Below are 11,989 nucleotides of genomic sequence, written 5' to 3'. Positions count from 1 at the left end.
GATGGGGATGGGCTCGCGCCCCTGCGTTCGACATGGCTGACTGGCTCCGTCAATCTAAACGCGCCCATCATGCTTTGGAAAAATCAGCATCGGGAAACGGTCGGGCCGAGTCGCTTACTTTCGTTCCGAGTGCCTCGCCGAACGTCTCGATGGCGCGCTGATCCGCACCGACGGCGGCAGCCGCGAATCGCTCGACGATACGCACCGGGGGGCCGCCGAACAGTTCGATACACTCGTCCCGCAGGTCAAGGGGCCGTATCGTGACCCACAACGGCGGCGGCGAATTCCTCAGCGTCGGCGGATATTTCACGCTGGCCGACGGTCAGGCCGATCTGCTTTTAAACGTGCTCCCCCCGGTCATCCACGTTCGGGAGGAATTAGGCCCGTCAACGCTGCGATGGCGTATCGAGCACATGAGAGAGGAGTTGCGCGAAGCGCAGCCGGGCAGCGGCATCGTCGCGCAGCAGTTGGCTACCCTCGTGCTCGTGCAAGCGTTGCGGTTGCAGCTTGCAGGCGCGCGTAACGAAGCCGTCGGCTGGCTTTTCGCGCTCACGGATAAACGGAAACGCACGGCGATCAACGCCATGCACGAGACGCCCGGGGCGAAATGGACTCTACAAGCGCTGGCCGAGCATGTCGCGCACGAGTTTCGCCATCCGGTTCAAGGAATTCGTCGGGCTCTCGCCGACGGACTATCTGACGCGTTGGCGTATGACCTTGGCCACTGCCAGGCTGACGCACTCGCGCGACTCGGTCGCTGAAATCGGCCTCGCGCCCGGGTACGAATCGGAAAAGTCCTTCAGCGCAGCCTTCAAACGGATTATGAAGTGCGCCCCCCCCGCCAGTATGGCCGCCGGCGGCCCCCGTACGCGTGAGGGCGAACTGCGACGTCACGCTCTGCGGCATTGCCAGCGACTTCCTGCTAATTTACTCCCCTCAGCTGTATTCATGCGCTGTGACGTGCGCACAATGCGGACGTTCGCCGATTAGTCGGGATCGCGCTGCGGACGGTGCTGTGTGCTTGCCGGGCATAATAGCGGCAGACCGGACATGGCTCGCACGTTCGCCTTTGCTCCTGCTTCGGATCTCCTGCGCCCATCCCACCGGAATCCTTCTTCATGCAACGAAACGACACCGCCTGCAACGTCCCCTAGCCAGCGCTAGCATGAAGCACCGGCCGTTCACACGCATCTGCTGGCGAACGCCGGCATCGCGTTCAACGGTGACCATCCGCTGAATATCTGGGTATCCGATCCTGACGTCTAGGCGCCTAATCGAAGCCAGCGCGCGGTCTGAAGGCCGATCAGGAAGAACGATTATTTTGCGGGCGGCGGGAAAACTGCATCCCGGAACTTTTTCTTGACCCGCACGATTGCCACGCCCCTGTTGCAGCCGCGGCCTGCGGGTCTTGTGCGTGCCGTAAAATGCGCCGACAGACTGAAAATTATTCTATGGAACCGACTCCAAGACAACGCAAGTCCAAGCAGTCTGGCGGTAGGCGGCCGATGACGCGCGACATGTTGTTGCCGCTCCCGGCGACGATCTGGCGTCGTCGCTCACTCGAGCACCATCTGGCTCTTGCCGCGTTGCGCTCCGGGAACTGCAATATCGAACTGATCGGCCGGTTGTTCAGGACCGTGTACCTCGCCTATTTCGTTCATGCGACGTTGAATGGTCGTCGCTCCCTCGGATCTTTCCGGATCTCCGAGGCAGCGCTGCACGCTATCGCGGCGCGCATCAAGGCCGCAAGCGACTGGTCGCTACCTGAAGCTGACGGGCGAGCCCTTGAACACGTTTTGTCGCTGCACGACGAACAGCTCTCGACACTCCCCTCGCATCGGATTACACAAGCCAATGAACAGTTGAACGTTTTTCTTGCCACCGACGCGTTGTCGCCGATTGCGCCAAACGACGATGAAGACATCTGAATCGCCAGGTCCCCGACGCACACGTCGGGCCATCGTCCGATACACAGGAAGAACTCACGCCACGCTGCCTCTGGGCCACGATCTGGATTTCAGACCGAGCACCCTGCCAGACCGAAGGACACCGTGCGTCGTGAGACCAGTCAGCTTGGTGCGGGTATATGGACAGGCGATCCGCCCGCGCCTCCCCCGGGCGGCAGGTCCCTTGCGAACGAGTCATTGTCCCGGGTCCGGGTACCGCACAAGTAAGTAGCGCGAGCACGTCCGATAAGGCCGTGAAACTGCCCGGGCACGGCTCCTCCCGCTTCCTCGATATGTATGCTGGCGTCGTGCAGTGCCTTTCTGGCTATGCGCCCCGCTGCAACACTTTGCACAGGCGGAGTCTTAACCTCGGAATTTCGCCGGCCATTGGAGCTCCCCTCTCTCTCTGCATTCGCCGGAAGCCGGCTGCTCGATCACCAATCGTCACGCCAACTGCTGATAGAATCAGTAGCACAGAGAATATCCGTCGGAGCGCGGCTGATCATGGAGTACCGAGTCAGTTTTGAGCACAGTCTGGCAAGCGCCCCCAATGACTTTATCGCGCGTATCACCTCGCATCGGGTCGACGACGTCCCCGCGAACATTCCACGCGCCTGCTCGCCGAATTCATCGCAGACCTGATCCTGAAACGGTCACCCCAGATCGGCAGGATCCGTGACCTGAGAATACTGTAGCGCTTCCCGGCCACACGGCCAACTGCTCCGCCGCCCGGTTAACGCCGCGCGGCTGTTTCCCTGCCATCGTCTGCGTTGACGTAGGTAACACGCTGCACCGGCTGCAACGGAAATTTCGGTCGTGCAATCCATGTTTCTTCCGCGGGTCGATTACGTCGGCCCCAGCAACCGTATCGACGATGCCCCTGATGAACGCCCTTGATACCTTCCCGGTGAAACATGCCAATGTCCTGCGTCCCCGCAGCCGGATTACTGTGCGGCGGTCGCCCGTTCACGGCAGAGGGGTGTTCGCGACGTGCGCGCTTGTGGCCGGCGAACTCATCTGTGAGTACCTGGGCGAACGGATCTCATGGGACGAGGCTCTGCTCCGTCACCCGCGCGATCCGGCACAGCCGGATCACACCTTCTACTTCGACGTCGGCAACGGTACCGTCATCGACGGGGCGATCGGCGGTAACAGTGCCAGATGGATCAACCATGCATGCCGTCCCAACTGTGAAGCCGCGGACCGCGACGGCCGGATCTTCATTCGCACCGTGAACCCGGTGCCCGCCGGCGAAGAACTGTGCATCGATTACGCGCTCTTCGTCGAAGGACGGCACACCCGTCTGCTTCGGAAGCGGTACGCCTGCCACTGCGGCGCGCCGGACTGCCGGGGAACCATGCTGGCCAGACGGGAAAGCGGTCATGGAAAGAGCATATTTCAGCGCCTGCCCGTGAGCTGGTCGAGGACAGTGTGCATGCGGATGTGGCAACACGGGCCGCAATCCACATTCGAACGACCATCACGGACACGCTGATCGACGCATAGCGGGAAGCTCCCGATGCTGCTTCGTCATGGAGCAGCGGAATTCACAGGGCGTCGTGCCCGACGTGAACCTCCCGGGCAACGCCGGGGGAGAACACTGACACTTCCGGCATGAGCATGGTCGACACCGCCGATCCCGTCCGGCTGCCTGCGAGCGCGTTGGTCAGGAGAATCCATGTCGCACGCGGGCTGTGCTTCGCACAGCCCTCCCCAGAGTTCCCCCGTGCGGGCGATGCGCCTGCCTCCCGATCTGCTGAACCTCGAACGCCAAAGACGTCATCACGATCTGCCCGAACGCCGCAAGAATCTGCGTCAGCATGCGAACCCGGTCGGTCGCTTTAGGTCGCATTCGTGTGCACGCTTTAGCCACGCGTGAGCAATCGGCATGGGATCTCCCGCCTGCTCACTGTTCAGGCCACTACTTCGCAAACCTCCCAGCGAGTCTTGATGATTGCGCCCACCCGTACGGCCTGCGCGCCCACCGATCGCGCGCGAAATGTCACGGTGACGCCCTGCGCATGCGCGAACGGTCCAATCTCGACCACCATGAGTTCGTGGTCCCGGAACCTGATACGCGATCCGGCGAACGCGCTGGTCCGTGAACGGCTGGGCGCCGGGCCATGCGGTTTCGGTGTAGCACCCTGGGAATGCATACTCAAACCCGCGAGCAGTTCAACATCGGCTGGCAAAGGCATCGGTCGTAAGGGTCTGTTTTCCAGTCCGGCATTCTAGCAACGACGCGGGCGATGCCGGCTCTGTCGGCAGGTACAGGCGCGGGCATAGGCTATCTGTTCGTACATACCTTGAAGATCTCGTCGCAAAGGGGCGTGTCCAGCCGAATGTCGCCACCGCCTGTCATGGCGTTGTCCTCAACGACCAGTGTCAGTGGTTCGGTGCAGCAGGCTGTGTTATCGCAGTCCTGAAACCCTCACTGGGCGCCCCCGCGCCGCGCTGCGGGCGGGCTTTCGTGCTTCGCACCGGGCCGCCGGCGGCGTCCCGGCCCTCCCGGGCTTCAATCCCTGGCGCAAAACCTCAACCCCCGACACCCAAGACCTTTAACCCCCAGTCAGGTGAAGGCCGCAGGCGGCCTCCACATTCGCGCTCGCCGCGCGGCGGCTCATCCCGGTGAAACCCGACGCTTCGCATCCACCAGTCTCCTGGGTTCCCGCCCGACACCCGCGACCGTAGCCGATGGCGGGCAAACATCAAGGGGCGAGGGACCGTGTTGCCCGCACCCCTCCCTCGCCTTTTTTCCTTGACGTTTGCCCGCCACCGGCTCCTTGAGTCGCACGGGCGCGAACTCAGGAGACTGGCGGCGGTAAAGCCAACCCCGGGTTCCACCAGGACGAGCCCAACCCTTACAACGGGGCGGAATCTTGGAGCCCGGTCAGCGCAACACCGATCAACCTCTTTTGTTGTGGAGAGTGCCATGCAACTCGCTTCCTCTTTCCGTTACGGCTCGCCGATGCTCCGCTCCGACTCCCCCCTGTCGGACGACCAGATCCGCCGCGTCGCCCCGTCCATCTTCGCGGACGGCAAGCACGAAAGCCGCTCCGAGCGCTACACCTACATCCCCACCATCAACGTGCTGCGCGGCCTGCGCAACGAAGGCTTCCAGCCGTTCATGGTCTGCCAGACGCGCGTACGCCACGACGACCGCCGCGAATTCACCAGGCACATGATCCGCATGCGGCACGCCGACGAAATCACCGGCGAAGAAGCCAACGAAATCATCCTGCTCAACTCGCACGACGGTACGAGCAGCTACCAGATGCTGGCTGGTGCCTACCGGTTTGTCTGCCAGAACGGCATGGTGGCCGGGGACACCGTGCGCGATATCCGCGTCCCCCACAAGGGCAACATCGTGCAGAACGTCATCAACGGCGCGTTCGACGTGCTCGACGGCTTCGACCTGATCCGCGAACAGAAAGACGGCATGAAGACCCTCACGCTCGAGCACGACGAACAGCACGCGTTCGCGCGCTCCGCGCTTGCGCTGCGCTACGAGCCGACCGACGCAGAAACGCCCGCTCCCATCACCGAAAGCAGCCTGCTCGCCCCGCGCCGCTTCGAAGATCGCCGGGACGACCTCTGGACAGTGTTTCAAAGAGTCCAGGAAAACCTCACCAAAGGCGGGCTACATGGGCGTTCGCGCAGCGGACGCTCCATGTCCACCCGCCCCATCACCGGCATCGACCAGAACGTGAAACTGAACCGTGCGCTGTGGATGCTCGCCGAAGCGATGCGCCAGATGAAGGCGTAAGTACCGCAGGGGCGGCGTTTCCGCGCCGCCCCCCAATTCGATCAGGACTCCTCTTCGGGTCAAGTCCTGATGCGTCCAGCAGCATCCGACCCGGAACCTTCTTTCCAACCTTCTGGAGTCAGTCATGCAAGCCCAAGTTGAAGCCGCCGTGGCAGAAGCCACTGAAACCGCATCGCCGCTCGAAACCAGTTTCGGCAACGAGCAGCCCGTCATCACCGTGCCGTATTCGAGCCTGCGGCCCTCGCCACTCAACGCCCGCACCAAACCCCTTTCGGGTATTCCGGGCCTCGCCGCCAACATCCGCGCCAAGGGCCTTTTGCAGAATCTCGTCGTTCACGAAATGAAGGGCGGACGCGGCAAGCAGCGCCGCTACGGTGTCTGCGCGGGCCAGCGCCGCGAGGCCGCGCTCGACCTGCTGTTCGAACAGAAGCACATCGCTGCGAACTATCCGGTACCGGTGCGCATCGTCAGCGAAGGCGAAGCCCTCGCCATTTCGCTGATTGAGAACAGCGAACGTGAAGGGCTCGACCCGTTCGACGTGCTGCGCGCGTACCGGATGCTGGCCGAGGAAGGGCGCAGCGTCGATTACATCGCTGCGCTGTTCTCCGCGTCGCCGCTCACCGTCAGGCGCCGCATGAAGCTCGCCAACGTGTCACCAAAGCTGCTCGCGCTGCTGCGCGAGGATGCGATCACGCTCGACCAGCTTGCGGCCCTCGCGCTCGCGGACGATCACGAAACGCAGGAACACATCTGGTTCGATGCGAACGACTGGCAACGCCAGCCCAACTATCTGCGGCAGGCCATCACGCGCGCCGAGATCGACGCGAGCCGCAGCCGGCTCGTGCGCTTCGTCGGCGTTGCCGTCTACGAAGCAGCGGGCGGCTACGTTCGCCGCGATCTGTTCAGCGACGACGAAAACGCCGGGTACATTGCCGATGCCGAACTGTTGCAGAAGCTCGTCGCGCAGAAGCTCGACGCCGCCGCAGAGGAAGTGCGCGCAGAAGGATGGGGCTGGATTGAAACACGCGTCGAGCGCGACTTTCTCGAACTGAACCGCTATGGCAGGCTGCGTCCGGTCCAGCGTCCGTACACCGACGACGAACAGCGGCAGATGGACGCGCTCACCGCGCAGCAGGACGAACTCGCCGAAAAGCTGGAGGCGCTGTCGGAGGATGACGAAAACGCCTACGCGGAAGCGGACCGGCTGAACGACGAGATCGAGCGCGTCAATGCCGCCCTCATCGGGCTCGAAAGCGTCGCACTGGTATGGGACGAACAGCAGATGACCGAAGCCGGTGCGTTCGTCATCGTCGGGCCGCAGGGCGAACTCGTCATCGAGCGCGGCCTCGTGCGCCGCGAGAACGCCGACGCGCTCGAAGCCGCAGGTGCGCATGTCACCGGCACGCCCGAAGCCGAAGCGCACGATGCGGTGTGCGCAACAACCCCGAAGGTCAAACCGGTCCACAGCGCAAAGCTCTGCCAGCGCCTCACCGCGCACCGCACCGCCGCCATGCGCGCGGAACTAGCCGCACAGCCCGCCGTGGCGCTCGCCGCACTGCTGCATCACCTGGTCCCGAAGGCGCTGCCCGGGCACTTCGGGCACACGTCCGCGCGTGACTTCCTCGCCCTGACCGGTACGAACAATCACGACGGACTGCTGCGCGCCGCAGACGACCTGGACACCAGCCCCGCATGGAGCGCCATCGAGACCCAACGCGCGCGATGGATCGCGGAACTGCCCGCGAAACCGGCCGACCTGCTGCCCTGGCTCGTCCAGCAGGATCCCGGCACGACGCTGCTCGATCTGCTCGCGTTCTGCACCGGCACCCTGCTTGATGGGATCGCGGGCGAAGAAAGGCCGCATGCAATCAACGCGCTCGTAGGTGCGCTGAACCTCGACATGACCGGGTACTGGACGCCCACCCGCGCCACGTATTTCGACCATGTCAGCAAGGCGCGCATTGCCGAAGTCGTCGCTGCCGCCGTATCGCCGAAGGCCGCAGCCGACCTCGACAAGATGAAGAAGGCTGACGCTGCAGCCGCCGCCGAACTGCGGCTCGCGAAAGTCGCCTGGGTGCCCGAAATCTTCACCGACCGGGAAATCCCTGCCGCACCCTCATGGGAGAGCCGCGACGACGCTGAGGATGAGGATGAGGCCGGGACCGACGGTGCGGACACCGGAGCCGATGCGGAAGAAACGCCGGAAGGCGAGGACGCCGACACGGAAACAGATGCCGGTCACGGCACGGAACACGTCAATGACACCGCGCCCGATGCGTGCGCCGCGCCCGCCTCCGCTAGCGAGCAGTCACCGAGGCCTTTCCCGACCGCTGACAGCATAGGCACCGTGAGTACCGGGCAATCCGGCCCGCTCGCGGCGTAACCCCGCCCCCGCCCTGGCAACGGGGCAGCGCAGGCGGAGCGGCACCCCATCACGCCCTGCCGCCTGCGCATCCCACCTGAACCGGAGAGTCCGTCATGTTCAACCATATCCGCATGGTCGTGCTCGCGACCAACGCCGCGGGTTCGCCCGATCTTTTCCTCACTTCCGTCGAAGCAACCAGCACGCAGTACCAACACGGGCGCCATTACGACATGGCATTGCTGCGCGCCCGCGATGAAGGCTACAGCACTCCGATGATTGCCTTCGACCAGCACGACGCGGCGGCTCGCATGCTCCGCCGCGCCGCAGCGTTCATCGACGGCGACGCCGCCGGGGCCTGATCCGCGCAGGCAGACAGGCCGCCGCCTGCCTGAACCGGGAGCCTGCCCGCGCGGTGCAGCCGGTCCGGACAAAAAACCCTTGAAGTTCCTCCGAAACAACGCGTGAATGATGTCGTCACAACCCAACCGGGAGATCGCCGTAAACGCTTCTGACCTTCCCCGCAAGGCAGCGGCTTGCCGAAATCGCCACAAGGATACTTTGCGTGGAAACCCTCGAAACCCGCCACTCCAACCGGCTCGATTTCTACGATACTGCAGTCTGGTCCATCAGGGCAGCGCTTGAAGCGGCTTACCAGGCCGGTGTCGCTAGCGCGAAATCCGGTGCAGCCTGAACACGACCCCAGCCGCTCGCCATTCGGGTGGTCTCCAATACGACAGGTGCCGAAACGCAGACCGTCCGGGCTTTTTCCGACAGTCGTCACGGTCGCCGCACGCTCGCCGCCTTACCGACGAAGTTCACAACAGCCTGACCTTTGGACTGACCCTGTCCGACGCCGTCGCCAGCGTCATGCAGAAGCAGCCGGCCAGGAAAATCAGCAGCAGGATGTGCCGCCAGTGGGGCTTCGCGCACGGCAAACCCTGACTGACGCGCTTCGTGATTCATTGCGGCTTGACGGAAGGTGATCCCGGCGCGACGTAGCCTGTCCGGGCAGACAGCAGGCCGTCTGCCCGCACCCAGTGGTCCCCTGCCCACCACCCTGCCACGCCGCCGGCGAGAGCCGCCAGCAGCATCACCGCCAGTCCGCCAGCCACCAGCCCGTAGCACGCCCTCGCGAACCGCCGCACAGCGACCCGCTCGAATGACACAAGCGCCGCATCGAGCCGTTGCCGCTGTTCACGTGCCGCGACCGCCGTCGCCGCGACGAGCCGGTTTCCGGCAGCACGCCCAATCCGGTTCGCCGCCCGCTGGGTGAGCGTAGCGAGCGCCTCATCGTTCAGCGCAGCAAGCGCTGCCCGGTAGCGCACCTCGTGCTCGGCGGTCATCTTCTCCGCCAGTGTGATCGTTTCCTTGCAGCGTGCAAGCGCGTCGCGATGCTGCACCATCAGCGCCTGCGTCGCCGCCTGCGCTTCGGCGTGCGCCGCATCGACGCCGCCCGTGCCCGCCTGCCGGATGCGCTCCGGCATCGCCTCGTACAGACGCACGTAGTATTCGAGCGCCGCCAGCACTGACCACAGTGCATCGTTGTCACGCAGGTTCAGCGCCGCCGACACGCGGCGCATGCGCAGCAGGCTTGCGTCGTCCGGCAACTCGCCGCTCACTTCGAGAAACAGCCGCGCGAGCGGATCAGGCGGGCGGGCGCCCCGCGTACGCCGCTCACGCATCGCCTGTCACCTGCGCGAACATCGCGTCATAGCAAGCCCGCCAGCGCAGCAGTTCCGCGCGCTGCCCGATGGGCAGCGTCTCAACCGCCTTGCGTACCGACAGCCGCTGGCTGCGCAGGTCATCCGCAACGCGGTCGGCCAGTTCCGGAAAATCCAGCGAGCGGCCCTTCGCCTCGGTAGTCTTGCGCAGCTTCGAATCGTGATACAGCACGAAGCGTTCAGCCGTACCGTACAGGCCATTGCGCACGACATGCACGGTCGCATCGGGGAACGTATCGCTGAACTGCCGCAGCAGTTCAAGACTGTCGCGCTGCCGGTTGATGACCCAGAACACGACGAGCCGCCGTCCGAGTTCATCAAGCGTACTGCCCAGTGTCGCGCCGTATCGCGTGACGCCGTCCTGATTGCGTGCCGCCGTGCTGACCACCACGACCGCATCGCGATGCGCGTCGCAGTAGTTCACCATGTCGATCCAGCCGCCCGCCGTGTCCAGATCGAATGATGCGCAATCGATTTCATCGTGCACCGCGCGCATCACGTCCGGGTTCGATGTATCGTTTTCCACCAGAACCGTGTTCACGCCCCGGCGTTGCAGGTGATCCACGAGCGCAAGCGCAACCACGCTCTTGCCGACACCGCCCTTGCCTCCGCCGACGAGATAGATGGGATTGACTGTCATGTCGACTGTCGTGTTCATGGCGGCTCCCTACAGATCGTCGGTGTCGGGCCGGATTGCAAATCCGAGCGTGCCCTGCACCGGCGTGGGTTGTCTGGTTACGGTCTTTCCCCCGGCCTTGCGGACCCGATTCCTGGGCGGCGGCGCATCGCGCTGACGCACCGCTGCGACGCCTGCCTGCCCTGCCGCGCGCGCGCCCGGTGAAGGGCCTGCGCCATTCCCGGCACCGCTGCCCCTCCCGGCTGTGCGCAGCGCGTATCGGATCGTTCCCGCCGTGATGTCGATGCCGTGCGGTTTCGCCTGCTCCGCGATCTGCTCCAGTGTGTAGCCCTTCGCCTGCGCCGCGCGTACGCGTGCGCGCATGTCTTTCATCGCATCGCGCACCGTGACGCCATGTTCAGCCTCGGGCTTCTCAGGTAGCGCATCGAGCGCGCGGGCGAACGCCTCCCATTGCGATTTTGTATAGACCCTCGCGACAGGCATGAATCACCCTCCTGCGCACACCATTACGCATCACCGTTCGCACCACCTCCACACCATCCTGCGCACAGCGGGCACACGCGTCAACCACCCTTTTCCGCATGGCAAGCGCACATGGGAACACCTGGGAAGCGACGGGAACCCGTGAGAACAACGCACTTTTTCGCGTCTGTCGTACGCGTGCGACACATCCTTCGTTACGCATCCCGGCTTACTCCTGACACGCATGCTGTTCGACCGGCATCGTCCCCGGTGACGCACGGACGTCGACCAGCAGTACGCAGCGTATGCACATCGAACAAGGGGAACTCAGGACGCGCACAAGCGTAGCGAATCGAACATCAATGCGTCAGTCACGCGCACAGCCTTCGACACCGTCAGCGAAGCTGATACGCACGCAGCCGTGCCGACCCTGAACACGTTACACGCGTGCTCATTCGAAAGACATGCACACAACGGCACGAACGCTTTACGCACGCGATTGACACCTGAACGCGAAAGCATCACGCACGGGTTACGCATCCTTTAACGCACAGGCATGCGCATGCCGTTTACTCCAGAAGGAAGACCTCTGCGCAACGCCTTTGCTCACCCATTCGCACACGATGGTGCAGGGCCTGAACGGACGTTTACGCGGCGACGGGAATCTTAACGCAGAACGTTTACGCGGGGCGACAAAATGCGCACTGAAAACACGGTATTGCAGGATAGGCTATCGCCGGTTTTGGGCGTCATGTGCAACGCACTTCTACTAGATGACCATGGTCGCGACCTCAGTAACCTTTCGCTTGCCAACAAGCGCCCTCGCATCGACGGAAATTCCGTTGCGTATTCCGGTAATGTGATCGATCAGATCAACGAGAATATGGCGAACTGTATTCGTGGCCACCGGAATAGCTCGCCGTCTCGAGCGGAGTTAAGGAGCTGAGAAGTCGTCACAGTTATGCCATTTTGGTGTCGAGGCCATTTCAAGATGTCGTGGCGGCAGCCAAATACAAATGTCGTGTTTTCAGGGTTAAAAGGTCGGTCTTTCATCGGTTACTGATCACCCAGTGTCGAAGGATCCGCCGTGAA

General features: G+C 63.6%; 11 protein-coding genes and 1 pseudogene. 9 read left to right on the top strand and 3 right to left on the bottom strand.

Annotated features, from left to right (window positions below):
• Nucleotides 1–260 precede the first annotated feature (260 nt).
• From ACTJLC_RS31300 to ACTJLC_RS31260, 9 genes and pseudogenes are all read left to right on the top strand, one after another.
• Nucleotides 261–761, top strand: a complete 501-nt coding sequence (locus ACTJLC_RS31300) for a cupin domain-containing protein (RefSeq protein WP_318558873.1) — start codon at nucleotides 261–263, stop codon at nucleotides 759–761.
• Complete coding sequence (locus tag ACTJLC_RS31295; protein ID WP_440846314.1) at nucleotides 655–990, top strand: helix-turn-helix domain-containing protein; 336 nt, start codon at nucleotides 655–657, stop codon at nucleotides 988–990. The genes ACTJLC_RS31300 and ACTJLC_RS31295 overlap by 107 nt, the downstream gene beginning before the upstream one ends.
• A gap of 515 nt (nucleotides 991–1,505) precedes the next feature.
• Nucleotides 1,506–1,928, top strand: coding sequence for a hypothetical protein (locus ACTJLC_RS31290; RefSeq protein WP_083086316.1), 423 nt, complete (start codon nucleotides 1,506–1,508; stop codon nucleotides 1,926–1,928).
• 522 nt (nucleotides 1,929–2,450) lie between these two features.
• Nucleotides 2,451–2,641: pseudogene (locus tag ACTJLC_RS31285) on the top strand (hypothetical protein).
• Between the two features lie 188 nt (nucleotides 2,642–2,829).
• Nucleotides 2,830–3,441 (top strand): SET domain-containing protein, encoded by a 612-nt coding sequence (locus ACTJLC_RS31280; RefSeq protein WP_440846311.1) that lies wholly within the window; start codon nucleotides 2,830–2,832, stop codon nucleotides 3,439–3,441.
• Between the two features lie 1,437 nt (nucleotides 3,442–4,878).
• Nucleotides 4,879–5,712, top strand: coding sequence for a DUF932 domain-containing protein (locus ACTJLC_RS31275; RefSeq protein WP_083086313.1), 834 nt, complete (start codon nucleotides 4,879–4,881; stop codon nucleotides 5,710–5,712).
• A 124-nt stretch (nucleotides 5,713–5,836) separates the two neighbouring features.
• On the top strand, nucleotides 5,837–8,095 hold the full coding sequence (locus tag ACTJLC_RS31270) for a ParB/RepB/Spo0J family partition protein (protein ID WP_440846309.1): 2,259 nt from the start codon (nucleotides 5,837–5,839) through the stop codon (nucleotides 8,093–8,095).
• A 95-nt stretch (nucleotides 8,096–8,190) separates the two neighbouring features.
• On the top strand, nucleotides 8,191–8,436 hold the full coding sequence (locus ACTJLC_RS31265) for a hypothetical protein (protein WP_073431892.1): 246 nt from the start codon (nucleotides 8,191–8,193) through the stop codon (nucleotides 8,434–8,436).
• A gap of 149 nt (nucleotides 8,437–8,585) precedes the next feature.
• A complete protein-coding gene (locus ACTJLC_RS31260; protein WP_073431891.1) occupies nucleotides 8,586–8,768 on the top strand; it encodes a DUF6900 domain-containing protein in 183 nt (60 codons plus the stop codon).
• Nucleotides 8,769–9,036: 268 nt separating this feature from the next.
• Here ACTJLC_RS31260 and ACTJLC_RS31255 read toward each other — a convergent pair whose 3' ends face one another.
• The 3 genes from ACTJLC_RS31255 to ACTJLC_RS31245 are packed head-to-tail and all read right to left on the bottom strand — an operon-like array spanning nucleotide 9,037 to nucleotide 10,918.
• Nucleotides 9,037–9,759: a hypothetical protein gene (locus tag ACTJLC_RS31255; protein WP_083086309.1), complete on the bottom strand. Its 723-nt coding sequence runs from the start codon at nucleotides 9,757–9,759 to the stop codon at nucleotides 9,037–9,039.
• A complete protein-coding gene (locus ACTJLC_RS31250) occupies nucleotides 9,752–10,456 on the bottom strand; it encodes a nucleotide-binding protein (protein ID WP_073431889.1) in 705 nt (234 codons plus the stop codon). Before ACTJLC_RS31250 ends, ACTJLC_RS31255 begins: the two co-directional genes overlap by 8 nt.
• Before the next feature lie 9 nt (nucleotides 10,457–10,465).
• Nucleotides 10,466–10,918, bottom strand: coding sequence for a hypothetical protein (locus ACTJLC_RS31245; protein ID WP_073431888.1), 453 nt, complete (start codon nucleotides 10,916–10,918; stop codon nucleotides 10,466–10,468).
• Between the last annotated feature and the right edge of the window lie 1,071 nt (nucleotides 10,919–11,989).

It is taken from the genome of Paraburkholderia sp. 22099, from assembly GCF_052045835.1.
In the GTDB taxonomy this organism is placed as follows: Bacteria; Pseudomonadota; Gammaproteobacteria; order Burkholderiales; family Burkholderiaceae; genus Paraburkholderia; species Paraburkholderia terricola.
The sequence above is the reverse complement of the archived record's forward strand: the minus strand, read 5'-3'. Positions and strand labels throughout refer to the sequence as shown.

What these genes read in the sequence shown, in the direction of transcription:
- ACTJLC_RS31245 (WP_073431888.1), bottom strand. Translation starts at nt 10,918, where the DNA reads ATGCCTGTCGCGAGGGTCTATACAAAATCGCAATGGGAGGCGTTCGCC.
- ACTJLC_RS31280 (WP_440846311.1), top strand. Translation starts at nt 2,830, where the DNA reads ATGAACGCCCTTGATACCTTCCCGGTGAAACATGCCAATGTCCTGCGT.
- ACTJLC_RS31250 (WP_073431889.1), bottom strand. Translation starts at nt 10,456, where the DNA reads ATGAACACGACAGTCGACATGACAGTCAATCCCATCTATCTCGTCGGC.
- ACTJLC_RS31255 (WP_083086309.1), bottom strand. Translation starts at nt 9,759, where the DNA reads ATGCGTGAGCGGCGTACGCGGGGCGCCCGCCCGCCTGATCCGCTCGCG.
- ACTJLC_RS31270 (WP_440846309.1), top strand. Translation starts at nt 5,837, where the DNA reads ATGCAAGCCCAAGTTGAAGCCGCCGTGGCAGAAGCCACTGAAACCGCA.
- ACTJLC_RS31290 (WP_083086316.1), top strand. Translation starts at nt 1,506, where the DNA reads ATGACGCGCGACATGTTGTTGCCGCTCCCGGCGACGATCTGGCGTCGT.
- ACTJLC_RS31265 (WP_073431892.1), top strand. Translation starts at nt 8,191, where the DNA reads ATGTTCAACCATATCCGCATGGTCGTGCTCGCGACCAACGCCGCGGGT.
- ACTJLC_RS31275 (WP_083086313.1), top strand. Translation starts at nt 4,879, where the DNA reads ATGCAACTCGCTTCCTCTTTCCGTTACGGCTCGCCGATGCTCCGCTCC.